Source organism: Staphylococcus casei (genome assembly GCF_030294405.1).
Taxonomy (GTDB): Bacteria; Bacillota; Bacilli; order Staphylococcales; family Staphylococcaceae; genus Staphylococcus; species Staphylococcus succinus.
On sequence record NZ_CP125718.1, the window covers coordinates 87,581 to 114,558 of the forward strand.

The window sequence follows — 26,978 nt, forward strand, 5'->3', positions numbered from 1 at the left end:
AAATTTACTATATATAGCAAGCGTTGATAATTTTCATTTTATTAGGCGAAAATATTCTCATATATCAAGTAAAGTGACAAACACGATTAAGGCGTTTTTCTGAATAGTACTAATGTAGAGTTACCAAAGGATTCTGTATCTGTTTCAAAAGTTTCTACTACTTCGAATCCAAAGCATGTAATTTCTTTTATTAGATCTGTCTTTGACTTTTCTAAATAAGGAATAACTTTTAATGGTATTTTTATTTTTTCTCCATTTACTCGGACTATTCTATCTATATAGTTTTCTTTATGAAAATCTTTTAATTGTTCTTTAACTTGTTCATAATCTTCTATTGTATGAAATCCTTTTCCCCATTCTGATTTACAATGATCAACTAAGAAGTAGCCGCCGGTTTTTAAAATTCTTGAAACATTTTGTAGATGACTTAATCTATCTGAATTTTTATTAATCATGTGCAGGCAACCCATATTCATAGCTAAGTCGAAAGTTTTGTCTTCATATCTATTTAAATAAAGAACATTTCCAGTGCTAAATATAGATTTTTCTTCATTAAAATTTCCGATTTTTTCTTTTGCTTTTTCAATCGCACTGTGAGAAATATCGATACCTTGTATATCAATGTTTTGTTGGTATAAGAAAATGGTATCCCTTCCTTCACCACATCCTAAATCTATAACTTTACCTTTAAATATATTCGGGAATTTTCGAAAAGCCTTTAACAATGATTTATTTGGCTTTCCTGTTTCCCATAAATCAGCACCAATATCATAAACTTTTTTATATCTTTCTTCGTAACCAAAATAGTAGTCATCGATATCAGTAAATAGTTTTTGAATATGTTCATCATCTTCTTTAGCTAGATTAAAGTGATTTGAAAATGAAATACGTGTATTGGGCACTAATGATTTTATAAAATACTTTTTATTTTTATGAATTTCAAACCTTTCTCCGACACCAATAAGAAATGGTTGTGATACTTTATTTTTATTAGAAGATTCTATTATGACCAAACGACCATTTTCAACAGTTAAATTATTCTCTGTATCACTAGTTATTTTGAAAATACGTAAATCATTATTTTCTATAAATTGTGGAGTGTTAATGATCATCACCTTCTAAGTAAGACAAAAGTTTTTCTTTTAATTTAGAAGGGTGTTTAAATGCTCTGCAAGTGTCTAATAATTTTCGAGCTTCATCTAAATTATTAGATTTTAATAATGAAAAGTAGAGCGTGAAAGGAATAATATCTCTTTGAGCATTACTTCCCCCGAAATTTGTATTATTTAACAGAGGAAATAATTTTTTAGAAGCTTCAGAATAATTTTGTTTAGCAAAATCGTAAAAACCATTCAATAGATTTAATTGTTCATAACTAATTGTATTATATCTTCTTTCTCTTACTTGTTGGATAAGAGACTCAATTTTTTCCTTTTCGTCTTTTAACATATAGGCTATTAAAGCGTGTAAATCATTGAAAATAAAATGGCTATTATTTAAATAATCGTCCCAATTGTTCAATGACTTATATGGAATAATGTCAATTTTATCTAATAAGTGTAATCTCCAAAGCAGAGCAGTGATATCTAAATCTTCAAACCCATTTTCAACGCTTTTGCACATTATTTCATTTGTCATAATTTGTTTAACTTCTTTAAAGTCTAAGTTGAATAAATGAAATACTGCTAAATGCCACCATACGTGAATTCTCATCCCCTTATTACAATGCCAATGTTGTTTCATTTTTTCCATCCATAATATGCCTTCTTGGTATTTCCCTGTTTCATAAAAATAATGACACATAGCATGTATTGAATATACATCTTTAGGATTTATTCTAAGCGCAATTTCAGCTGCGTCTTTTGCTTCTTCAAAGAACCCATTTTCAATTAAAGAAAATGATTCAATACCTTTGCTATATCCATAAAAAGAGTGGTTTGTATTTTTAAAAGAATTAACTACAATTTGTGATGTTTCAAGCATGCTTTTTTGCCACCCAAGATTAAATTCCATTATATGAAGTGCAAAGAAAGCAAGTCGGTTTTTCGGGTTATTATTAAGTAGTTCTCTATATTTTTGGTGAGCGTCAGTGTATTGACAAGTTGCTTGTTTTTCTAAGGCATTATTTAAAAGTAAAATATCGCTATTTTCTATTGAATTGGTATTTAAAATTTTCAAATTCTCTAATGCCTTATTATGTTTTCTTTTTTCCATACTATTTAAATATTCAATTGTTTGTAGTTGTAGTAGAAATATATCTTGATTTTTAATATTTATGTAATCAATTGGTTCAATCATTCCATAAAGTTGATCATATAATTTTTCGATATTAATTTCTTGTTGTGAGAAGTATACATTGTTATAAATATCTTTACTTTCAATTAAATAATTTTTCATTCGTAGTGGTCCTTTCGTGATGGTCAATTTTCAACAAAAGTATTAAGACAATTAATAAAATAAATGATGGTAACCAAACAAAGTTTAAATTTAATATACTTAGATAAATACAGAGTGCAAGAACTGGAAGGCCTAGAGCATTTCCCAGGGAATAAATGTGTTTTACAGTATGACTCGAGTATGCTGTAACAATGGTTTTCCTGAAAATAATTCTAGCGCCGCCGAAAGTGAAACCGAATAATAACATTAATAGCAATTTAACTACAAACGCGTCTTCAGCCAAATACCACAAGACAGTGATAGAAATACTTACAATAAAGAGTAAGTGCAACCAATTATTGGATAGAAATTTACTGAGTATCATCCCAATCAAAGCCATTCCTAGACCTAAAGCACAGTCCAATAGTGCGACTTCATGAACTTCTCCACTCTTAAAACTTGTAAAGGTAGGCAACATGAAGTTGATAGTTCCTAATATTGGCCACATAAGCATACTTATGAAGTAATGTGTGAATTTTACAGATTTTTTATTATGTACTTCATCACCCTTGGAAAGAAGCTTATTACCCTTATTTTGTTTCCTAATGGCAAAGTAAAGAAGTAGATAGGTCAAGGAATACATTAAAAATATCCAACGAAGCGCAATAAATTTAATGATTACTGAAGCAAATAAAGGACCTATCATTAATGCAACTTGATTTATTGTCATTGAAAGGGAACTATACTGGTTAATAAATAGTTCACTTTTCTTTTCGACTAATTGTGAAAACCAAAATTCTAAACTTGTTTCCAACAGAAAAAATACAATCCATAAAGCAAAATTTAGAATAATTAATTGCAGTGCATTTTGATAGCATATCGTTATGACAATGACTATATAAAATAGTATTAAGAAAGATAATTTTGTAAGGCTATCACCTGAATAATTTTTAAAGAATAACTTTATTAGAAATGGAGTGAATATTGCTGGAACAAATGAAAGAATTGTAGCAATTGCTAACTCACTGGTAGATTCAGGGTTTGCTAGTTCCCAATTTATAATGAGGATTAAACCACCACAGATAAATCGGTATAGTGCAGTAATGGTTAAATAATTAGTCATTGTGAGCATCACTGCAATCAAAAATTTTATTTGCTAATTCATTGGCTTTGTGAATATGTCTGTATGTTTTTGTAGTTGGTAACTCAGGCCAGTTAAATTGAATAAGCCCCTCACGATTACTCCAATTTTCAGGATCAGTTACGTTATCCCCAACATTTTTAAATACATTTATTTTTTTGATTTCGGTATCTTTTGATACATCTGGATAATTAATGTGCATTATCTTACCTTTTTGTGCTTTCATAAATGCTATGGCAGATGCTTTTTTGGGCGTAAATGCATGTGTAGGCTTTACTTCATTATTTATATACATGGATATATGAAGTCTGTAGGGGTTAATGTCATAAGAAGATTCGACTAAATCCATAATAGCATCGCCACCAGGTCTAGCTGCAGCTTCTATAACATAGAGGTTGTTGTCTTTTATTTTTATTTCAACATGAGCGACGCCACGCGTAATACCTAAAGATTTACACACTTGTATTGCAAGATCTTTAATATTTTTATCTTTATACCTGAAACTGGGAACTAAATGCCCCATTTCTGTAAACCACGGTCGAGGTGATAAATATTTCTCTGTAACAGTAATAACTTCATAGAAATTGTGGCCGCACAATACTTCAACTGAAACTTCGTCATCACTATCAATAAATTCTTCGATTAGGAATTCATTTTTAGATACTTGAAAGTCATCTGCATAAATCTCCATCGTTTGTTTCGATTTAGTATAGGCGTCCATACATTCTTGTTTGTTATTGGCTAAGTAAACACCGCCACTACCTCCAAAATCAACTGGCTTTATAATTACTGGAAAATTGAATTCATTCATTAGCTGCTTTAATTGTAAAGCATTATCAAAATACATAGACTTTGGTGTGGGAATATTAACTTTTTTAAATATTGATTTCATGATGCTTTTATTTCTACATGCATCGATAACTTGTTCCTCAAGGTAAGGCAAACCGTAGTCTTGATTTAGTCTGTTGGCTACTTTTAGCGTCCAATCATTTAAAGGAACGATAGCTTTTGGTTCGTAACCTTGAGATTTATGATAAGCTATTTCATTTTTTAAATCTTCATAGCTTAAAGGATTGGCATTTATACAATAATCAAAATATGAATTATATTGGTATTTCGCATTTTTAATAGCTGTCCAAATTTGAAAATCTCCGATTGCTTTACCTCCTGCATAAGACCGTTCTCTAAGAAATTGATCTGCACCTAACAACAATAGATATGCTTTCATATTAGCCTCCTCATTTTATGAAATGTTTATTATATAAAAATAATACCATATAAATTTAAGTTATAAAATACTAGAGAAATGAATTGTAGAATACCTATATAGATACTTCTTAGAAGATGTTAGCTTTAAAATATAGTGAATTAATTTCAGTAAGGATTACATATTAGAGAAATTTATATTCAAATATAATTAGCTATAATTCTTGTTGTGACAATGAAATTCCGTTTTTACATAATTTCAGTTAAAATAGAAATAATAAAAACATTAAATTAGTAATAGAGATAAATATTAATTTTTAAAAAAGTAATAATTGGGATATGTTTTAGTATGTGTTCCTATAAAAGGGAGAATATATGGCTGTTTTTTATGTGTTTCAAGGTTTAACGTATGATATAGAAAGAAAGGGTGGCTACGTGTGGTCACCTCAATTAACTAAGAATGGGAAAAAGAATGCTGGATATAGTAACATGACAAAAATTAAAAAAGGTGATTTTATCCTCCATAATCAAAATGGTAAAGTAGTTGCCATAAGCGTTGCTAAAGACGACTGTGAGGAAGCAAATCAACCTAGTGAGCTTATGCAAGATGAATCATCAAGTTTATGGAATAACGAAGGATATCTTGTTCAATTAATCTATTATCCTTTTGACGTAAATATAAGCACTGCTGATTTTAGACAGTGGCTTATAGACAATTATATGAAAGATAGTGCTTTTGGGGTGGATGGTAAAGGAAAGCAGCAATACATGTGTAATTTAGCTGAAGAGCATGCGGTATTTATTCTAGAAAAAGCGATTGAAATTCAAGAGAATCCTGAAGTATTACTACATTTAAAAGGAGCATTGAGTGAAATTGTAGATGAAAAAAATCCAGAATATGATCAAGTGGAAAAAGATTTAATCAATATAGACTTAGAGAATAAAATAAATGAAGCTCAAATCGATTCAGAGACATCGAAATTTGAACCGCAAACAACAACGATTTCTAATTCAACTGGAAGAGAAATCCCTAAAAGAAATCCTAAAAAGGCAGTGGCAGCTCTAATATTAGCTGATTATAAGTGTGAATATAATCCAGAAGATAGAACATTTACTAGAAAAAATGGTAAGGAATATACTGAGCCTCATCATCTAATTCCAATAAGTAAGTATCGAGAGTTCGATAGAAGCCTAGACGTTAAAGAAAATATTGTTTCCTTGTGTAGCCATTGCCATAACCTGATTCATTATGGAAGGTTAGAGGAGAAAAAAGAAATATTAGAAAAATTATTACTTGATAGACAAGATCAGTTAAGTAAATATGGCATTTTCATAGATTTAGAACAATTATATATTTATTATAAATAAAGCAAATAATACTATCTAATGATGAATCGCAGCAAGGTTTGTAATTTTTAGCTGGATTAGGAACCCATATAAACTGAATTATAGAAGTTCAGCCATCTGATTCTAGTAATATAACCGATGAATTAGATACTATTAACGAGTCATGCTACTTGTTGCATATGCTATTTTGTTATCAACATATATAAATATCATCATTTGTAGGTGGTGTAAGCATCCATCCCTGTCTTAAACTTATCAGCATTATAGGCAGTACTATTGCTAACCAATAATAATTTGATGAATGAATTAATGTTAATTGTCCTGCTAACAACACGCCAATTTTTTATAAAAAACCCCCTCCGAATCCATTCATATTAATATGAAAAATTCGGAGGGGTCTTTATTTTACTACCACTAATTGGCTTTAGTAGCATTAGTGCAAATGCTCAAGGCGAAACGGTACGCCTTATGATTTTATGTCGTCCATTTGGGCTTCAAAGGCATCGAGCAATGCGAGCGCTTCGTCTGTCGTATTTGTATGCATCAATTGATGGCGGAGTTCACTAGCGCCTCTCATGCCACGTACGTAAATTTTAAAGAATCTGCGTAGGGGTTTGAATAGTCGAGCTTCATCTTTGGAATATTTTTTGAACAATGCTAGATGTAATCTCAATAGGCCTAATAGTTCTTTATTCGTATGTTCGCGTGGTTCTTTTTCAAAGGCATAGGGATTATGAAAAATACCTCTGCCAATCATTACACCATCAATGCCATATTTTTCTGCAAGTTCAAGGCCCGTTTTTCTGTCTGGAATATCACCGTTAATAGTTAACAATGTATTTGGAGCAATGTCGTCGCGTAATTTTTTGACTGCTTCGATTAATTCCCAATGTGCATCTACTTTACTCATCTCTTTGCGCGTACGGAGATGGATAGATAAGTTTGCAATGTCTTGTTCGAAGACGTGTTTTAACCAATCTTTCCACTCGTCTATTTCATAATAACCGAGACGAGTTTTAACACTTACCGGTAGGCCGCCTGCTTTAGTTGCTTGAATAATTTCGGCTGCGGTTTCAGGTCGTAGAATCAGGCCAGAACCTTTACCTTTGCTTGCAACATTAGCTACTGGACAGCCCATATTTAAATCAATGCCTTTAAAGCCCATCTCTGCCATACCGATACTCATTTCTCGGAAATGCTCTGGCTTGTCCCCCCATATATGAGCGACCATAGGCTGTTCATCTTCACTGAATGTTAAGCGTCCGCGAACACTGTGTATACCTTCAGGGTGACAAAAGCTTTCAGTGTTTGTAAATTCAGTGAAAAATACATCAGGTCTACCTGCTTCACTAACAACATGGCGAAAGACGATATCGGTAACGTCTTCCATAGGCGCCAAAATAAAAAATGGACGTGGTAAGTCACGCCAAAAATTTTCTTTCATAATATATTTAAACCTTCTTTTCTATTAATATATCGACTTTTTATCCATGATGATATTACCATAAATTGACAACTTACACAAAAGGATATTGACTCGTCACTGCCTTAATGGAGGGATGTCTCTCAGTAGTCTAAAAGGAGAATTAGGACTATGGCGACGCTACCAATGAAGGCTAAAACAAATAATTCCCTTTAATTATTTACAGTGACCCAAGATTGCTTCAAAAAATCACGAGTAATTGTAGCAGCATAGATAGAAAATACTGTAGCGAACTAATTAAGTATATGCAAATTAGAATGACGCACAACAGCTCATATTTAAAAAACGCTAAATAATATTTGGAAAATCAGGGCAATTACGCATTTAAATGTATTAATTTATATTTGAAAAATGATCAATAAAAATAATCGATGTCAATTCGTCACCTGCTTTAAATTATATATTACAAAATTGGTTTGCAAAAATAAGTCAATCCTTAGTACATTTAAGGAAAGTTGTGAACAACATTTATTAACTAAGAACATTGCTATAAAAATGTCTTAATAAATATTAAACAGTAGAATATCAGTGCCAGTGACAAAATGTTCCTAAACTTCGAATTTTAAATCATAAAGCCTAATTAAATAAGATTTATTTTCTAGGAAATGACATGGTTATAAAATAAAATCTCATTATTTTACTGATGAGCATTAAACATTAGGTATATTTATATATTCGGTAGAGTATGTCACATTATCACTTGGATGATTATGACCTAAAATAATACTATTTATGATACTGAGTAAAGCCGTTTTAAATCTGTGTTGATTCGTTTTTACTATTTATGCATATGAGAATGAGATTCTGTCGTACACTATTTCGAATAGATGGCTGTATCATTTCTGCTGCGTCTTCAAGATTTTAAATATGCTTTTTAGATAACTTAATGTATCTTTTTTATTATTTGTAGTGAAACAATATTGGTTTTTTGGCATAATTACAAATGGTTTTCGCCTATTGTTTTTAATTTTGAAAATAGTTACAATATATATTGTTGAGGGAAATATAGTTGCATGTCTGTATAAACAATTTTACTCACAATTTGGAAAGAGGGGAAATTACGAAATTTTCAATTAGCAATGATTATTTCGTTATAACGAAGGTGCTTGAAATGTAAAGTTTTGTTTTACAAAATGAACCAGAAAAGCTTATAAATCTAATAAGCGAGCATAGTTTGAAAGCGAGTGATATTAAAATGAATCAGATATATTATCTGATTATAGAAATTTAGGTATCGAGAAGGCGAAAGATGAATACATACTAGGAATTGGGATTATTTGATTGCAGCAGACTGGCATAGTTGAAGAACTTTTATGTATCCAAAAGAGAATATACTAACTCGTGGATATTCCAGAAACGATATTTGAAATAATCAAACTAAAGCATATAAAGGTTATTTAAAGAAAAGTTAGGATGGCCTAGGTCAAAAAGCTATTTTATATGTACTGACATTGAGAAATAATGAATTATACTCAGCAGAGAATTATAAATTTAAATGCAACTTTATTCGTAACGATTGAGAAAAGAATTGGGAGAAAATCATGTCGTTGCATTAAGAATGCGTTATTTTATTTCAACTAATATTGATTTAACTGGTTATGAAGTATTTGCATATTATTTTCAAAATATAGTTATATAAATGATTTTTACATAGTTAGTGATATGTTAATTATTTATTATTTTTTGATGATTCTATACTTAAAAAACTATTTTTTTTACACATATGATTTGTATAATTATAAAATATGTTGTGAGGATTTTATATAGATGGGAATAAGAAATTTCCTGTACCATTGTTACTTTCAAGCGATGAGCTTATAGAGTCTATAAAAAGGATTAATAAAGTGAATGAAGAATATAAAGATTCTTCAATTTAGAAGATAGTAATACATATAAAAGAGTTCTAAAAATAGTTTTTGGAGAGAAAGTGGGAGAGTAAAATGAAAAGAGTGTTATTTTTTACGATGGTTGTATTTGGTGTTATATATATTAAAAATAAAGAAATAAATGAGATATTAGAGGATTATTCAGTAGAAGATGAAGAATTGGAGTTATAAGAATGAATCATGTATATTTAGTTAACTTTAGATACTAAAACCATAGTATATGATTAATTTTATTTTTTAAATAAAGACTTTTAAAGTTAAGAAAAAAGAGAATAAGTTTGAAATATTTTCTTCAATTACTGTCGTAAAATTAGCTCTTTTGAAATATAAAGTAAACGCAATAGTTTACATATTAGACTTATTTGAGAATAATTATAGAAATAAGAGGATTTATTCTAAAGGAAATGAGATTAAGAAAATTAAAGAATTTAATTTCAATAAAGTTTAGCAGAAGTTGTATTTTTTAACTCAAGATTATATTGACGAGCTAAAAATTGAATATAGTATTCAAAATCTTATTTAACACCTAATTTTATCAAAAGATATTAGAAAATTATAAACCTTTTGTTAATAAAATAATAGGATGTATATCTAGGTTAGTCTAGGGAAAAGGACTTGATTTGCTTATTAGTGTGTCTAGATGGATGATTAAACACGAGTCAAAAATATTCTTATTTATAGTGAAGGTGATCATAAAAAGAATATAAAAAACTAATTATTGAAAGGCCTAATGGAGTAAGTAAAGACTTAATCTTGAATGACAAATCTAAAGTGATGCTTGATAATAGTCTTATTGCAAAGGATCAAGTAAAACAAAAGATATTTGAGGCATAATGTTTCATGTGGAACAGTTTTTTGATTTTAGTCAATTTGAAACTACACTTCCAAACTCACAATCAATAAAAATATTGTTAGATGCTAGTGAAGAAATATTAAATGTATAAATAAAGAGAGTGAATTATATATGATTCACTCTCTTTATTTATAGTTTATTAAGAAATGTTTGAGTGCGCACGTCGTAAATGGATAAATAGAATTTTACGCCCCACACGCATGCCATATATTAACCCTATTTAATTGTCATCTTTTAAAATAAAATTAATCGCTTTTTTAGAATGTAACAGGCTCAAATTTTCAGTTGCTTCTTTAAGTCCACTAAGCGAATCATCAAAATAAATAATTGTTACTTGATAGATGCCGTTCCCTGTATCTAAAAATGTAGCTCTTACATTTTCCTTACCTAATCGAGCCATAACCATTTTAGAAGATTTAACATAGTCTGCTAATGCTTCTATCATTAATGGATAGCTTTGTGCTATACAAAAATAACGTTCTACGCCATTATCTTTTTGAGTTCGCTTCAAATAGTGAGTGTCTATGGGCTGCACTTCATATTTATCATTTTCTATAATACTTGTTTTAGTTTTAAACATATTTCAACCTCTGCTTTCATAATCAAGGTATTAAGTGGGCAGTACTTTGAATCATTTATTCAAGTATTTTAAAGGAATTACTGATATACCGACGCGCGTAAGTTACCAACGCTACAAATTATTTGAGTGAATTTTATGATTAACTTTTATATGAAAAAAGTATATGTCTATTTAATTTAAATTATTCCTTTAATGTTTACTGTTGCTACTTAATCACTTACGATTTAACATCATAACAATTTTTATAATAATAATCACGGTTTATTATTCATAAAAATGCATAGCAATGAAATTGTAAATTTTCAGTAATTTTTATGTAATATACTACATCAGAATTTAATGAATGTTTTAACTAAAGGGATGGATTGAAGAAATTCACTTGCTCAAAGTACTGTGCAAGGCTCTTATGTATTAGTAAAATATGATGTACAACAAAGTATAGTGATTTATAGAAAAAAATGAATATAGATATACAAGTGAATCAATTATACAGCTGTTCTCGACAAGAAAAGGATTTGAAAATATACTTCAGGATAATCAGTAATTTTAATAATTTAATTTCATAAAAAGACTGGGACATTATAAATAATAGTATCCCAGTCTTTTTTATGTTTATTGAAGATATATCATTTTTGATTTGAGTATAATCAATATATAACTATCATTTTGCTAATTTTTCTTTTGTTTCTTTTAGACCATGTATCAAAAAATATACTATAGCAGTTAAAAGTATAATAATAGCCATTAGTCCAAACATATGAGCATAACCGGTGATTGGCGTGATATAACCTAATAAATAGGGGGAGAGCCCTAGACCTGCATCGAAACATATAAAGTATGTCGATGTCGCTACACTGATACGTGATTTAGATGCAGATTTAACTGCGATGACTTGCGTAGCAGATTGTAAATTACCAAATCCAAGCCCCATAATGCCGCCGATAAGTAATAGCACGAAACCATTGTTAACCGTACTCAGCATAAACATACTTAAAGCGTAAAAAATAAAAGCTGGATACATAACAATATTATGCCCTCTATAATCCATTAGTTTTCCGGTTAAAGGTCGTGATAAAAATACCATAATCGAATACATGATGAAGAAGAAACTAGCAATATGAGTTAAATTGATTTGAGATGCATATAAATTAAGGTACGTAAGCACGCCAGAATAGGCAAAACTTAACAATAGAATGATAATCCCAATAGGAATCGTATTAATTTCTATAGAATTCTTGATAATATCCTTGAACTTAAGCGCTTTGGTATGAATCGCTTGGGATTGATCGTCTGATATGACTTTAACAGAAAAACTAATCATTAAAGATAATCCCATTAAAATTAAGCAAACTAGAAATAATACAGGGAATGTTGTATGTTGAGTCATAAAAATCCCTAAGAATGGACCAAAGGCAGTGGCTAAAGTAGTACTCATACTATAATAATTGATACCTTCAGATTTTCTGGATTCAGGAATATTTTGAGAAACAATCGAACTTATTGCAGTTAATGCCATGCCATGAGGCACCCCATGTAAAAATCGTAGCAAAACTAAAAAAACAATACCGAAATCCATAAAGTAAAGTCCAATCAAGATAATACATATGCTAATCGTTATTATCAGTAAACGATTCGCCCCTAATTTATGAATTAAAGCGCCACTGATTAAGCGACCGGTTAAGCCTCCGATAACGAACAAACCACTAACTAGACCAGACGTACTGATCGAAGCGTGATATTGTTCGATGGCATAAGTAGCCATTGTAACTATCAGTAAATAAAAGACTAAAGTTAGGAAAAAATTTATAAACGAGGCCCCTATAAAGTCCTTCGTCCAAAGTTTATGAGATTGCATGAAAATTCCTCTTTTCTAAATTATGAATGCATAAAAAATAGACAACTTGGAGACCAAGTTGTCTATATATCTAATCTGTGAGCGAACGCTAATAAAGAGATGACTTATTTATTAGCGTATGAGCTAAGATAAAAGATTTGGTCGCTGTAATGAATATAAATTGGATTAAAAATAGATAGACTTCTCCCGTAGCAATGTATCTTTTCATGTCTTAAATAATTTTTTAATCGAATTGGCATAATATATACAACGGCCATAGCTTTTACCTCCTTCTTTTTTTACAACATGCTTCATCATACGCTGTAGCTATTGAAAAGACAATAGGATACAATCAAATTCCCAATTTTAAAATAATTAAGAGACGCCTTATTAATAAGGCGTCTCTTTTGCTATACCTTATGATGAAAGGTTATGGCATCTAGCTATTTGCTTCACCATAAATGGATGTAGCGTAATTTTTTAATGATTATTAACGATTTATAAAATAATTTTTTAAAAAATGATCAATCACTTGACTCATTTCGATATATCGTTTAAATTAACGATATATCGAAAAAAGAAAGGTGATTATAATGTTTAATAGACTATTTCACAATCAAAGGTTTGCAATGATGCAGCAAGAAGGTAGTGGTGGCCGTGATTTTGATGGATTTGAAAGAATGTTTGCTGCTATGAATGGCAGAGACCGCTTCTTTAAAAAAGGGAATTTACAATTTAGTATATTAAAGTTATTAGAAGCAGAGCCTCAACATGGTTATCAAATCATTAAAGGTCTAGAAGCACGATTTAAAGGATTTTATTCACCAAGTCCAGGTAGTGTGTATCCGATTCTACAAATGTTAGAAGATCGTGGATTTGTTTCAGTGATAAAAGAAGGTAAAAAGAAAATCTACACGGTTACAAAAGAAGGATCACAATTTTTAAAAGAAAATGGTAGTAATGACGCATTTACAAAACGTATGGAACAATTTGAAAATATGGATATGGATAAAATGCAAGAATCAAGAGATAAATTACAAGCATTGTTCAAATCATTTATGTTAGCGGGTCAAAGCGCAATGCAAGACGAGCAAACATATGAAGCATTTCAGCAACTTATTAAAGAAACGAATGACAAACTACTACAATTCCATAAAGAGAAATAAATTTGAAAAAGAAGGTTTAATGATGAAAAAGCAAGATTTAAAACATATAGCAATTATTGGCGGAGGGCCAGGTGGACTGATGTTAGGTTTACTCTTACAACGCCAAGGCTTACCCTTTACCATCTATGAACGTGGATATCAAACCACGAACAGTGATCGAGGCGGTTCTCTAGATATTCATGAGGAAAGTGGCCAGTTACCATTGAAAGAAGCAGATATATATGATGATTTCCGTAAATATGCGCGTTATGAAGGGGAAGATACGCGCATTGTACGTAAAGATGGAACAATATTATACGATGAAGATGCAGAAGATGAGGGTGAAAGACCTGAAATCGATCGAGGAAAATTATGTGATATTATTATTGAGCAAATTCACCCAGAACATATGAAATATGGTTATCAATATGAAAAGATGATACCACAAAAGAATGGCCAAGTTGAACTCATATTTGAATCAGGTGCTACAGTAATGACAGACTTAGTTGTTGGTGCAGATGGCGCATTTTCAAAAATTCGTCCATATTTAACAACTGCTGAGCCTGAGTATACAGGCATTGCTATGATTGAGATGAATTCAAATGAAAATGAACATCCAGATCTTCTGAAGTTCAATAAAAATGGGAAAGTCATGGGACTAGGTGGCGATCAAGCAATATTAGGTCAACGTAATGGAGATGGACGTATTATGGCATACATCAGTTCTAAAATGAGCTATGAAAGACTTGATGACTACCGTAACCTTTCGTTAGACGAATTAAAAGCAACACTGTTAAATGAGTTTGCTGAGTGGGGCACAGAGCTAAAAAAATATATTGCATATAGCTATGACGATATCAAGTTTCGCCGTATTTACAAACTCCCTATAGGATTAACATGGAAAACACAACCCAATATTACAATTATTGGAGATGCTGCTCATCTTATGAGTCCATTTGCAGGTGAAGGAGTAAATATGGCTTTATATGATGCATACCTTTTAGCAGAGTCATTCAAAACTTACGATAATCTGACTGAAATATTGAAAACTTATGAGCAACAAATGTTCGAAATTACAGAAGTTCACGCGAAAGCATCGCAAGATAATTTAGAAATATTCTTCTCAGAAAATGGTGCAGAAACCATGACGGAATGCTTTGTAGGTATGGAATAAGTGCTACTAAGAAAATAAAAATATGAATCTTCTATGGGTGATTCTATTATTTGTTGTAATACTTTCTAAAAGCTTTGTTATTAAAGTGAAACTTAATTATTTAAACTTTAGTAATGATTTCAGAACAAGAAAGATGAGCACGAACGATGATAAGTGCAGGGGTTATCGAAGGTAAGAGATACAGCAAAGACGGAATTGTTGTATCTCCTATTCACTCAATGTAACAAATCTTCAAAACCGTTTAGTATGACTGGCAGATTGTGGAACAATTATAAAAGGATACGCATTAGTAAAATAGCTAAAAAGTAAAAATCATAAGAAAAGCTATTTATAGAATTAAAAATAATAGTTAAAACTAATGATAATTTTAAAAAATAGAAACTATCTAAAAATAAATATCGTCTCCTATATACTTAAAACTATATTTATAATAAAATAATTAAAGTAGACAATTATTAAATGATATATATGATTAGGAGACGAGTAACATGAATTTATTAATATTAATAGGCATTGCTGCTATAGTCGGGATTTTGCTACTTGCCGCTATAGTTTGGTATCTTTACATGAAAGCAAGATTTAAGACGGTGCCATCAAATGAAGCTTTAATCATTACAGGCCCAAATATTGGTGATCCAAAAACTGAGTCGAATGTTTATCAAGACGATGAAGGTCGTCATATGAGAGTAGTACGTGGCGGCGGTTATAGAATGAAAATGTTCCAATCCTCAACACGTGTTTCATTAAAATCATTTCAATTAGAGATTAAAACACCTGTAGTTTGGACGAAAGCTGGCGTTGGCATTGAAGCTGAGGCAGTTGCTACAGTTAAGGTTGCGGATCAATTACAAGGTATCGTTAAATATGCTGAACAATTCTTAGGTAAGTCAAAAGACGAAGTATCAGATGAGATATCTCAAGTCTTGAATACAAACTTGCGAGCGATTCTATCTAAGATGACAGTTGAGGAAATCAACTCAGATAGAGAAGCATTTAACAATAAAGTAACTGAGGTTGCGCAAGAACAACTGAATAATATGGGCTTCAGTATCACTTCATTAGGTTTATCTGATATAAGCGATAACGAAGGCTATTTAGAAAATCTAGGTAAGCCAGAGATTGCTAAAATTAAGAAAAAAGCCGATATTGCTGAAAGTGATGCTTTACGAGAAACTGAAATGAAAGTAGCAGAAAACACTGAATTAACCGAGAAAGAAAAGATTTCTCGTCAAATGAATGTTGCAGATTCTCGTAGAGAGAAAGACTTAAAAGAACAATCCATATTGAGTGAAACAAATAAAGCACAAGCGCAGGCCGAAGCTTCTGGTCAATTAGAGAAAGAGTCTAGAGCTTTAGAAATTAAAGAAAAACAATTGAATGTTGAACGTACTGAGAAAGAAAATGAGTTGCATTTAATCCAGATGGAACGTGAGAATGATGTACGTATTCAACGTCAAAAAGATGATGTACGTCGTCAACAATCAGAAACAGATGCAGCAATCAAGATTAAACAAGCTGAAGCGTCATATGAAGCACGTATCAAAGAAGGTAAGGCAGAAGCTGAAGTTATTAGAGAACAAGAAAAGGCAAAAGCTGATGGCTTAAGAGAAAGAGCTAATGCGCTTGCTGAAAATAAAGACGTTATGTTAGCTGAATTGATGATTAAAACATTACCTGAATTCGCTAAAGCAATTGCCGAACCATTATCTAATGTTGAGAATATCCGTATTCTTGATGGTGGGAATGGCGAAGGTATAAACAGTTTATCAAATGGTATTATATCTCAAATGGCTAATGCTGAAGAAGGTTTAAACCAAATGACGGGCTTTAATCTAACTCAGATGCTTGAAAACGTCTCAAATCAAAAGAAAACGTATGCCTTTGAACAAAATGCATCATCTGATGAGGAAGTAGAAGTTCCAATTGAAAATGATGTGCCTCATGATGAAGATATAAGTGAAGACGAGAAATAATTTAATCGTATAAACATCGCATTGTTATTCTCAAAAGTAAAATAATGAGCTATTAAATGTGTTATTGGTAACAATAGTTGAAAAGCGAAAAGGAAATAGTAGCTCATACTCAAAGAGAAGCTATTGCTGAATATTTTAGAAAGTGAATATTTCCTCAGGTCCTTATGAAGACACAGCTTGAGTTTAAAATAATTAAGAGACGCCTTATTAATAAGGCGTCTCTTTTAATATGTCTATGTGTCTAATATCCATCAATGATGTAACTTAGAAGACATCCCAATCAACGAGGAACATTTATTATGTCCTTAATTCAGATAAAATAACACGATTTAGTGTCGAAGATACGCTACATATTTCTGTCTTTATATTACCTTATTCATATACAAATTGTGGATTATATATGAATTATTTTTTGTTTAATTTAAACATAAAGTTGTGTTGAAAGTGATTTTGTAGTGATATAATATGTTGTGTAATACGTATTATATACTTTCATTAAAGTTACTTATGCATAGTTTCTTTTAAAGGGACTAATATTTAGCATGTTACTAGGTAAATTCAAATCTTTAGTTATTGGATTATTGATAGCATTTAGTCATATTTGAAAATTCGTATGTCATTATTCGTATTATTTTAATAAGTTTACACAGTAGGGAGGTAAACAATTGATAGAGTTAATTAAAGTATCATTTACTTGTTTCTTGGCTATACTCGTTATGACTTTGATTAACGGCCTCGCTCCTATGATAGGGCTAATTAATTTTATTGGCATGGGAGATTTAGGATATGTACTGTTTAATATCTTAATTTTAATACTAACTTTAATTGTATTTATAGCTTGGATTAAGAGAGGCTTTAAATCATCATTAAATCGTTTTAGAATTACTAAACCCAAGATTAAGTTAGAATGGATCGCTTTGGGAATGATAGGTATAAGTATGATATACATATTTTTTATAACTTTAACTAATGGAACATGGGTATACAACCAGAATAATAATATACTTCAGCTTGTCTTAGTAATTTTAATAACATCTTTGACTACTGCCATAACAGAAGAAATATTTTTTAGAGGTTTTTTATTAGGTTATATTGAGAAGAAGACAAACACATATTTAGGGGTAATAATAAGCGCTATATTATTCGGTATCGTTCACATTATGAATGGTAGTTACAATATTCAAAATATAGCATTGATTGTAGTAGGGATTTCTATTGCGGGTATTTTTTATAGTTTACTAACCACATATTATAAGACGATTTGGGCTGTTGTAGTCGTTCATTTTTTATTTGATTCAACAGAATTATTCGATATTACTACTAATAGAAGCAATAAAAGTGTAGCTGAATATGTCTATCATAGCCCATATCAACTTGTTACAGGCGGGGAATATGGTGCTACAGTTTCTATAATTACAATTTTTTCTTTTGTAGTTTTAATTGCATGTATAACTTTCAAAATGAGAAAAAATCCCAACGATTGAGTAAGAAACTCAAAATACTGTTTAGATCATGTTAGTTTAAATTTTAATAACGAGTAAAGTTATTGCGTTTAATTCGTATAGTGTTCAGGATATAGTACCAGTATATTTTGGATACTATATGAGTATAGTATCCAAAATGCAATATCTATAAATTTAAGTAGTTCCTCAAATTGTCACTTGTTAATTATGGTGAGTTTTATTTTTGGGTGGCCATATAAAGTATGAAATACAAATGATTAAGTCAACGATAATGACAATTGTCCAAACATGAATAACACCATTCATAGCTTCAGTTCGACTTTTATTATTAATTAAATAAATAATGAAATGCAAAATGCCTGTTCCTATAATGTATGAAAGTAAATGTTTTAACCAATTTTTGCCATAGTTTTTAGAGTAAGCTAATCCTACAGGTTTGTATGGTTTTGATCCTTGTTTCATGACATAATATCTAAATCTATCATCTGTCCAATTTATCATGCTTTTCCCAAAAACGAGGGATACTGAAATATAGACCGCAGCTATAGCATGAGGGGTTTCAGCTGTTGCACCATTCATGAGATCTACAGCCGTAGTTATAAGTAGTAGTAAATCTATAACAGGTGTAAGTGCTAGGAAAATTAGACCTAATTTTTTTTGCTTTAAAATATATCTTGTTACTAACCCGAGTAAGATAACAACCCAAAAAGCTACTTCACAAAAAATAATGAGCCATACTATAAAATTCATGCGGTACACTCCTTCATTGCGTTAGTCTAATTGCTTCTTCGTTTATAGCATTATATATCATGTTTTTCTAAACATCCACATTAAATAAAAATTACTCATAGTACAATTCTTATTCACTTAAAATACTTAATGCTTTTTTCAAAACCTCTTTATTATATGCTATTAATCCAATTTCTCTTAAATGATTTTCCAATTCTCTAATTAAAAGATTCATACTTTCAACTCGTGTTATTAATGATTGAGGAATGATTGTTATGCCTTGTTCAGCCTTAACATTAGCCAATATAGCCTCTAAATCACTTTTGTGTTCAATATTCATTTTAGTTTTAGAAAAATACTTTTGTATAAAAGATAAAGTATCACATGGTGGATTAAGAAGAAGTATCTTTTCATTTATTAAATGACTAGCAAATATATTATCGGATAGTCTTAAATTACTCGTTTTTGGAAAGACCACCATATATTTTTCACGATATAAAACTTCACTATAAAGTTGATTATTTTCTGTAGCAGTGATGTCTCCAATAATTACATCTATATCCCCATTATGTAAGTGATCAAGTAAAATTTGAGTGTTACTTTCAATTTTTATGGAGAGCCTTTGATTTATTAATGCTTCTTTTTGCTCAGCCCATTTATACAATGAAAAGCTTGGTAATAGACCAACTCTAATTGTTGCGTCTCCATTTTTTGAAGTTTCTGCTTTTAATTCATCTATATCACTTTTTATAATCTTAACTTTACTCAAAACTAACTCACCATGCTCAGTTAAAAATATGCCTCGAGAGGTTCTATAAAACAAGTCACTTTCAAAGTATTCTTCAACACGCTTAATTCTCTTACTAAGCGCTGGGGTACTGATATTAAGTAGCTTAGAAGCATGGTTAAGACTCTGATGTTCAGCAACTTTTATGAAATCCTCTATGTATTCAATATTCATATATTACTCCCTCTATTAACTTTTCTTTAATACCACTCTTAATGTATTCATTATTCCATTAATTACAATATAATACTACGCTAAAATACATAAATATATTTGTTAGGAATGATTAAATCATGAAGAAAATTTGGATTTTAACATTAGGTATGTTTGCCTTAGGAATGGATACTTATATTGTGGCTGGACTATTACCTGATATGGGAAAGAGTTTTAATAAAAGTAGTGCTGAAATAGGGCAAGGCGTTACTGTTTTTACATTATTTTTTGCTTTATCAGCCCCTGTTTTTTCAACTATACTAGCTAAGTATTCTGTGAAAAACATTCTTTTACTGGCTTTATTAACTTTTGGATTAGCTAATTTGATTACTATGCTATCTCCAAACTATTCAATATATATCTTATCCAGATGTATAGCTGGACTAGGTGCAGGATTATTCTCTCCTATGGCAGTTAGTTCGGGTGGACACTTAGTAAGTCAAAAAAATAAAGGAAAAGTATTAGCTTTTATAGTAGGAGGCATGAGTGTAGGTACGGTTGTTGGGGTTCCTATAGGCTTACAGTTATCTCATTTAATTAATTGGAGGTTTGCTATAGGTCTAATTGTAATTTTAAGTATAGTTGCCTTTATAAGCACCTATTTTTTACTTCCTGATTTTAAAATACCTTCAGCACCTAGCTTGAAAGATAGATTCTCGCTTTTTATAGATCCACATGTATTAAGAGTGGTATCTGTAACTGTATGTGCAGCAATTGCAAGCTTAGGTTTATATACCTATCTCTCTCAAGTTATAAGTGAAAGTATTTCACCACATTACATTACACCTTTCTTAACTACTTGGGGAATTGGAGGATTAGTAGGGAGTTTTGGAGTCGGTTTAGTTATTGATAAGTTTAAAAATACCCCAATTTTGATGCTTATCATTTTAGTCACTTTAGGGATGAGTATAGTGTTAATACCTACACTCATTAAAATACCTATTTTAGGACTCATACCATTCGTATTATGGGGAGCTATGGGATGGGCTACCCAAGCACCGCAACAGCATATATTATTAAAAAATCATTCTGAACATGGCAGCACATCTGTGGCTTTAAATAGTTCTCTAAATTATTTAGGAAGTGCGATTGGCGCTGCATTAGGTGGTTTATTACTTGCACAAGGAGCGTCAACTAATATATTAATTTATAGTAGTTTTGCTATAGTTATTATAGGTATTATTGTTCAATTAATAAATATGTTTATCGATAGGGATGATATAGAACTATAAATAAGTAATATTTAGTATAAAGCACCCTACTATTTGATAGAGTAGAGTGCTTTTATTTGTAATGATATCTGCAAGAGGCAACTAATATGGCATTGTCATTTACTGTATATACTAATCTATGTTCTTGGTTGATTCGTCTACTGTAATATCCCGAAAAATTGCCAACTAACTTTTCGGGTTTCCCGATACCGTCTAATGCGCCATCTCTAGAGATGCTTTTTAATAATTGATTTATTCTTTTAACCATTTTTCTATCTTTAGTTTGAAAATATTCATAATCATCAAAAGCTTGTGGTGAAAAGGTAATATTCAGTTTAGCCATTTATATTAAAATATCCTTAGTTTTTACATTGCCGCGCTCGAGGTCTTCAATAGATTCTGATAAATGCTTCGCGTTGGCAGGGTTTTGTTGTAAGTATAGTGTTTCCATTATTTCATTATAATTATCTTCTGACATTATAACTGCATTACGATCTTTTGTTGTAATTGTTATCGCATCACTATCGTCATTCACTTTATTAATCATATCTTTAAAGTGTTTACGGACATAAGTATAAGATTTAACAATCATATTAAGCGCCTCCTTACAGTTGTTTGGTCTTTATTAATTTAATTGTACAATAAATTGTACAGTGAAACAATTTTTCGACTTATCGCATTGCTACATCAAATAGTGAGGGTATACACTTCCTGATAACTTGAACTATGTTCAACTTATGATACGTCTATTAAAAATCACTATTCCTTGCTGCAATATTCATATTTTATCTCCCAAAAAGATTTATATCTTTTTCATAAAGTATTAATATATCTGCTTTGCTTAAAATAGTTACTTAAATTATTTAGGAAGTGCCATTGGTTTGGGAAGGTGTTTAATATCTTTTCAAAGAAGTGTCAATTAACAAGTTAATAAATAGATTTGTTACTAGAAATTAGCAGTATTAGAGGTAAATGCAATGTATGAAAAAAGTATGTAGACTAGCATCAATACAGTTTGACAATGTAGTTAAAGATAAATAAAAAATGATGCCCATATCATATGGACATCATTTTCAATAAAATTACATTGTACTTATATCAATTACAAAACGATATTTAACATCTGAAGATAAGACTCTCTCATATGCTTCATCAATTTGATCAGCTGAAATAACTTCAATTTGAGGTTCAATATTGTGTTTTGAACAAAAGTCTAGCATTTCCTGAGTCTCTCTAATACCACCAATAGCTGAACCAGCAAATGATCTACGATGACCAATTAAATTGGCAACACGTAATGATATAGGTTCTGCTGGCGCTCCAACATTAACAATTGTGCCATCTAATGCTAATAATTTAAGGTAATCATCTAATTTTAGGTTAGCACTCACTGTATTAATAATTAAATCAAATGAGCTTGCAAGTTGTTCGAACGTTGCTTCATCACTTGTTGCATAATAATGTGATGCGCCTAATTTCAAACCGTCTTCTTTTTTATTTAATGTTCTTGATAATACCGTTACATCAGCACCCATAGCATGTGCAATTTGAACAGCCATGTGTCCAAGGCCACCCATACCTATCACTGCGACCTTTTTACCTTCATATGCTTTCCAATGATTTAAAGGTGAATAAGTCGTAATACCAGCACAGAGTAAAGGTGCAGCAGCATCTAAACCAATATTATCAGGAATACGTAGTACAAAGTCTTCGTGTACGACGATATGAGTTGAGTATCCACCTTGCGTTGGTTCACCATATCTATCTGTACCCGCATATGTACCGACATTTCCTTTTAAACAGTATTGTTCTTCGCCGTTTTGGCAATGTTCACATTCGCCACAAGAATCTACCATGCAACCAACGCCGACACGGTCATCTATTTGATATTTACTTACTTCAGAACCGACTTCTTTAACAATACCAGCGATTTCATGACCTGGGACTAATGGATAATGAACAGGTCCCCATTCTCCATGTGCAGTGTGAATATCAGAATGACAGATCCCAGCATATTTAATTTCTATCAAAATATCGTGTGTATCAAGGTCACGTCTTTTAATTTCTGTAGCGTAAAAATCAGAATCTGGACTATTTACAGCTCTAGCTTTGGCATTTATCATAAATTAATTCCTCCATTATTTTTACAATAGAATATTTCCATTAATATTCTTCATTGCTTATCATAGACCCTGGAGTGCACTCTAGGTCAATAGAAATGACTTTTCGTATTAATTTAGCGCATGCATTTAGATAACGTATAAGTAAAAGACGAGCATTATAAAGCAATGCCGTTTATTTATATGATTATCACGAGGCTTAAATTTCTTCCAATAATCATATACCTTCACTACAGACATCACTTTAGATGATGGAGTGCATTAATTACTGAGACCATATCTTCATGAAGCACTAAGTTGGCATGGCTGTCATAAGGTGTAGCATCTTTATTGATAATAATAAGATTTTGACCTTTGAAATTTGAAATAAGCCCTGCTGCTGGTTGAACTACGAGCGATGACCCTAGGACGACTAATGTATCTGCTTCTTTTATTTTATGTAATGCATTAAATATAGTGCTTTGATTTAATATTTCTCCATAAAGCACAATGTCAGGTCTGATTGCGTTGCCACATGATTCACAAGTACGTAAATCATTGTCAATGACATCACATTTCGAATAATGATTATGGCACTGTACACAATAAAATTGATTTAAGGTACCATGTAGTTCGTCTACGTTCACACTGCCTGCATCTGTATGTAGACCATCAATATTTTGGGTAATCACACCTAAGGATTGATGGTTTTTTTCAAGTTGTGCTATCCATTGATGAACAATATTAGGCTGTTTATCAGCAAAAAGTAAGTACCGGTGACAAAAATCAATAAACCCTGTTGGGTCACTTTGTAAATAATCTGAACTCAATAAGTATTCGGGTGAGTAACCATCTTTCGAAACTTTGTCATATAAACCACCTATAGAACGAAAATCAGGGATACCACTTGCTACAGAGATTCCCGCACCTGTAAAAAATGTGATTTTATTAGAAGCATCAATGAGCTCTTTGAACAGTTCAATATTACGATTCATAGCAACAACTCCATTAAAAAATTAAACTTCACATGAAATGATCTCAATATCTCTCATACAATTAAAATAATTTTCAATTTCAAAACTTATTTTAGCAAATATAGAAAAATAAAGAAATGTGATGAACAGAGTAATACGATGGTGGATACGCATTGAGTCATAGCGCTAACAAGTAGGGCGTATTATCATAAATTGAAAAAAGGGAGCATTTTATTTAAAATGCTCCCTTAAAATTCTTATATTTATGTATGCTCATAAATGCGATACATAATATGAATAAAACATCATAGCTTTTCTTCAGTTTATTTAAAAAAGTAAAAGACTCAATGGTATGGTAATTAATAATGTGAGCACTACTCTTAAGAACCAAATTACGATTAGTTTCCAAACTGGTATCTTGATCTCTGTAGCTAAGATACACGGAACTAATGCTGAAAAGAAAATGATGGCAGAGACACTGACAACGCCAACGATGAATTTTGTACTTAGTGCTGCTTTTGCAACGAGTAATGATGGCAAGAACATTTCGATAATTGATATGGCGGATGCCTTGGCAAGTAATGCTTGGTCTGGTGTTGGGAATATATAAATAAATGGATAGAATATATAGCTCATCCAGTCTATTACCGGTGTAAAGTTTGCTAATAGTAAACCCAAGAAACCAATAGATAGAATAGAAGGTAAGATTGCGATCGTCATTTCTAAGCCATCTTTTAAATTCCCCCATACATTTTTAGCTAAAGAAGGTGTAGTGGCGTTCTTTTTTAAAGCTTCGGCATATGCAGTTTTTAATCGGCTACCCACAATTTCAACATCGGGTTCACCTTTTTGATTATTATAATAATCTGTTGACTCATTAACAATCGGCGGCAACCATGCTGTAATAGCAGTTACGACAAATGTAATCACTAATGTACCCCAGAAATATAAATTCCAATATGGCATTAAGCCCAGTGTATTTGCAACGATAATCATAAATGTGGCTGAAACCGTAGAGAAACCAGTGGCAATGATAGTAGCCTCTCTTTTGTTATAAAGTCCTTCTTTATAGACTCTATTTGTAATTAATAGACCCAAAGAATAACTACCCACAAATGAGGCGACGGCATCTACTGCAGATTTTCCCGGTGTCTTAAAGATGGGACGCATTACCGGTTCCATGAAAACACCGACAAATTCAAGTAGTCCATAGCTAATAAGTAAAGATAGTGCTATGGCACCAACGGGAATGAGTACACTTAATGGCAACATTAATTGATCAAATAGAAACGGGCCGTAGTCCTTTTGGAATAATAGTGTAGGTCCTATTTTAAAGACATACATGATACCAATCACTGCACCTAGTACTTTAAATACAATAATGACAAAATCAGCAAGTGACTTTTTATAACTTTGTCTTATCAAAGGTAAAATAGCACCTGCTAAAATCATAGCTAGCGCGATATATTGCATGAATCCACCGAATAAAGCGCGAATGGCTAGGTGAACGTGATCTACTATAATAGAACTTGTGCCATTAATTTGTATTGGTACGAAAAAGCATAAAATACCGATAAAACTAAAAACAAAAAATCTCCATTTATTGTGACTTTGTGATTGAACATACCCCTTATTCATAATATCACCCTAAAGTTTTGAATTAAGAAATCTTATTTTAGCGTCTTCAAAACATGTTTGTATCATCCCTTATACAAACATGCGTAAGACTTTGCATTCATAAATGAATTTTTCAGATAACTTATTACTATTTATTGTATAGGGGTAAAATGTAAACAACCAATATAAAAAAGTTAATTATTTATAGCTTTAAACTATAAGATTTAAAATTTTCATGGTATATTCATTAATTTTTTGGTTAAAGTAGTAATGATATGTAAATAAAAAACCCAACGATGAATATGTTCACCGTTGGGTTTGTTGATTTTATATCTTAAAATTTATCTTTTAAATCTTTCGCTTTATCTTGCGCTTGATCTTTTAGTTCGTCTTTTTTTTCATCGTCATTTTTAATTTCGTTGGCTTTATCTTCTGCTTGATCTTTGAATTCATCAAATTTACTCATAATAAATGCCTCCTTTTAAAAGTTATACTAGTGTCATTCCACTGATAGCAAAAGTTAAACATATTGCTACCAATATCTAATATTCATTTTCAGCTAATAATTACAATTTTTAATGATAAAAATGAATTTATGTTATTTAAAATTGGAGTGATTGATTTAACTCAAAAGTAATTTGGGGTGGGTATATAGATAGTGAAATCCTGATAAGTGAACGTCATCCTGTACGCATTACCATACTACCTGCATTTATTAACTTTGCTAAGGGATTGATAGCAGCATTAACAACTTACTATATTAGGTTGTATTGCTGGAATAAGGAAACCTTTACTTGAACATCTAAATGTTTATTATAGTTGTTAAGTTGGATAGATTCATAAAGCAACACCGCTTTATATTTTAGTGATATATGATAATATAATTA

The 26,978-nt window shown here is 31.0% G+C and carries 22 protein-coding genes; 6 read left to right on the forward strand and 16 right to left on the reverse strand.

The window, feature by feature from the left end:
• Positions 1–86: 86 nt before the first annotated feature.
• The 4 genes from QMO72_RS00380 to QMO72_RS00395 are packed head-to-tail and all read right to left on the reverse strand — an operon-like array spanning position 87 to position 4,745.
• Positions 87–1,112 carry a class I SAM-dependent methyltransferase gene (locus tag QMO72_RS00380; protein ID WP_103267886.1) on the reverse strand — a complete coding sequence of 342 codons (1,026 nt, stop codon included), beginning with the start codon at positions 1,110–1,112 and terminating at the stop codon, positions 87–89.
• On the reverse strand, positions 1,102–2,397 hold the full coding sequence (locus QMO72_RS00385) for a tetratricopeptide repeat protein (RefSeq protein ID WP_103267885.1): 1,296 nt from the start codon (positions 2,395–2,397) through the stop codon (positions 1,102–1,104). Before QMO72_RS00385 ends, QMO72_RS00380 begins: the two co-directional genes overlap by 11 nt.
• Positions 2,378–3,499 carry an MFS transporter gene (locus QMO72_RS00390; protein ID WP_103267884.1) on the reverse strand — a complete coding sequence of 374 codons (1,122 nt, stop codon included), beginning with the start codon at positions 3,497–3,499 and terminating at the stop codon, positions 2,378–2,380. Before QMO72_RS00390 ends, QMO72_RS00385 begins: the two co-directional genes overlap by 20 nt.
• Complete coding sequence (locus QMO72_RS00395) at positions 3,492–4,745, reverse strand: ATP-grasp domain-containing protein (protein WP_073505277.1); 1,254 nt, start codon at positions 4,743–4,745, stop codon at positions 3,492–3,494. Before QMO72_RS00395 ends, QMO72_RS00390 begins: the two co-directional genes overlap by 8 nt.
• Before the next feature lie 353 nt (positions 4,746–5,098).
• On the opposite strand from QMO72_RS00395, the gene QMO72_RS00400 reads away from it, so the two are divergent.
• On the forward strand, positions 5,099–6,091 hold the full coding sequence (locus tag QMO72_RS00400; RefSeq protein WP_103267883.1) for an HNH endonuclease: 993 nt from the start codon (positions 5,099–5,101) through the stop codon (positions 6,089–6,091).
• Between the two features lie 445 nt (positions 6,092–6,536).
• Here the strand turns inward: QMO72_RS00400 and QMO72_RS00405 are convergent, their stop codons facing one another.
• The 4 genes from QMO72_RS00405 to QMO72_RS00415 all read right to left on the reverse strand — a co-directional run bounded on the left by QMO72_RS00405 (position 6,537) and on the right by QMO72_RS00415 (position 12,727).
• A complete protein-coding gene (locus QMO72_RS00405; protein WP_103267882.1) occupies positions 6,537–7,514 on the reverse strand; it encodes a tRNA dihydrouridine synthase in 978 nt (325 codons plus the stop codon).
• Between the two features lie 689 nt (positions 7,515–8,203).
• A complete protein-coding gene (locus QMO72_RS14130; protein WP_433963173.1) occupies positions 8,204–8,335 on the reverse strand; it encodes a JAB domain-containing protein in 132 nt (43 codons plus the stop codon).
• A gap of 2,177 nt (positions 8,336–10,512) precedes the next feature.
• Positions 10,513–10,872 (reverse strand): hypothetical protein, encoded by a 360-nt coding sequence (locus tag QMO72_RS00410; RefSeq protein WP_103267881.1) that lies wholly within the window; start codon positions 10,870–10,872, stop codon positions 10,513–10,515.
• 661 nt (positions 10,873–11,533) lie between these two features.
• Positions 11,534–12,727, reverse strand: coding sequence for an MFS transporter (locus QMO72_RS00415; RefSeq protein ID WP_103267880.1), 1,194 nt, complete (start codon positions 12,725–12,727; stop codon positions 11,534–11,536).
• 572 nt (positions 12,728–13,299) lie between these two features.
• Here QMO72_RS00415 and QMO72_RS00420 point away from each other — a divergent pair.
• The 4 genes from QMO72_RS00420 to QMO72_RS00435 all read left to right on the forward strand — a co-directional run bounded on the left by QMO72_RS00420 (position 13,300) and on the right by QMO72_RS00435 (position 18,482).
• Positions 13,300–13,872: a PadR family transcriptional regulator gene (locus QMO72_RS00420; protein WP_103267879.1), complete on the forward strand. Its 573-nt coding sequence runs from the start codon at positions 13,300–13,302 to the stop codon at positions 13,870–13,872.
• A gap of 22 nt (positions 13,873–13,894) precedes the next feature.
• Positions 13,895–15,025, forward strand: coding sequence for an FAD-dependent oxidoreductase (locus QMO72_RS00425; RefSeq protein ID WP_103267878.1), 1,131 nt, complete (start codon positions 13,895–13,897; stop codon positions 15,023–15,025).
• A gap of 488 nt (positions 15,026–15,513) precedes the next feature.
• Entirely contained in the window at positions 15,514–16,998 is a 1,485-nt protein-coding gene (locus QMO72_RS00430; protein ID WP_069824445.1) for a flotillin family protein, read from the forward strand.
• 665 nt (positions 16,999–17,663) lie between these two features.
• The gene (locus QMO72_RS00435; RefSeq protein ID WP_286093214.1) at positions 17,664–18,482 is read left to right on the forward strand and encodes a CPBP family intramembrane glutamic endopeptidase; all 819 of its coding nucleotides are present in this window, start codon (positions 17,664–17,666) and stop codon (positions 18,480–18,482) included.
• Between the two features lie 180 nt (positions 18,483–18,662).
• On the opposite strand, the gene QMO72_RS00440 is transcribed toward QMO72_RS00435, so the two are convergent.
• Together QMO72_RS00440 and QMO72_RS00445 are read right to left on the reverse strand one after the other, a co-directional pair.
• Positions 18,663–19,211 carry a hypothetical protein gene (locus QMO72_RS00440; RefSeq protein ID WP_103267877.1) on the reverse strand — a complete coding sequence of 183 codons (549 nt, stop codon included), beginning with the start codon at positions 19,209–19,211 and terminating at the stop codon, positions 18,663–18,665.
• Positions 19,212–19,320: 109 nt separating this feature from the next.
• On the reverse strand, positions 19,321–20,151 hold the full coding sequence (locus QMO72_RS00445; protein ID WP_103267876.1) for a LysR family transcriptional regulator: 831 nt from the start codon (positions 20,149–20,151) through the stop codon (positions 19,321–19,323).
• Positions 20,152–20,270: 119 nt separating this feature from the next.
• Between QMO72_RS00445 and QMO72_RS00450 the strand changes: the two genes are divergently transcribed.
• Positions 20,271–21,422, forward strand: a complete 1,152-nt coding sequence (locus tag QMO72_RS00450; protein ID WP_103267875.1) for an MFS transporter — start codon at positions 20,271–20,273, stop codon at positions 21,420–21,422.
• Positions 21,423–21,474: 52 nt separating this feature from the next.
• Here QMO72_RS00450 and QMO72_RS00455 read toward each other — a convergent pair whose 3' ends face one another.
• From QMO72_RS00455 to QMO72_RS00480, 6 genes are all read right to left on the reverse strand, one after another.
• Positions 21,475–21,744 carry a Txe/YoeB family addiction module toxin gene (locus QMO72_RS00455; RefSeq protein ID WP_048794467.1) on the reverse strand — a complete coding sequence of 90 codons (270 nt, stop codon included), beginning with the start codon at positions 21,742–21,744 and terminating at the stop codon, positions 21,475–21,477.
• Entirely contained in the window at positions 21,745–21,993 is a 249-nt protein-coding gene (locus QMO72_RS00460; protein ID WP_103267874.1) for a type II toxin-antitoxin system Phd/YefM family antitoxin, read from the reverse strand.
• Between the two features lie 490 nt (positions 21,994–22,483).
• Positions 22,484–23,524 (reverse strand): NAD(P)-dependent alcohol dehydrogenase, encoded by a 1,041-nt coding sequence (locus QMO72_RS00465; RefSeq protein ID WP_046837624.1) that lies wholly within the window; start codon positions 23,522–23,524, stop codon positions 22,484–22,486.
• 236 nt (positions 23,525–23,760) lie between these two features.
• A complete protein-coding gene (locus QMO72_RS00470) occupies positions 23,761–24,495 on the reverse strand; it encodes an NAD-dependent protein deacylase (RefSeq protein WP_103267873.1) in 735 nt (244 codons plus the stop codon).
• Between the two features lie 306 nt (positions 24,496–24,801).
• Positions 24,802–26,112 (reverse strand): YjiH family protein, encoded by a 1,311-nt coding sequence (locus tag QMO72_RS00475; protein WP_103268041.1) that lies wholly within the window; start codon positions 26,110–26,112, stop codon positions 24,802–24,804.
• A 313-nt stretch (positions 26,113–26,425) separates the two neighbouring features.
• Positions 26,426–26,557, reverse strand: a complete 132-nt coding sequence (locus QMO72_RS00480; RefSeq protein WP_256121772.1) for a hypothetical protein — start codon at positions 26,555–26,557, stop codon at positions 26,426–26,428.
• Between the last annotated feature and the right edge of the window lie 421 nt (positions 26,558–26,978).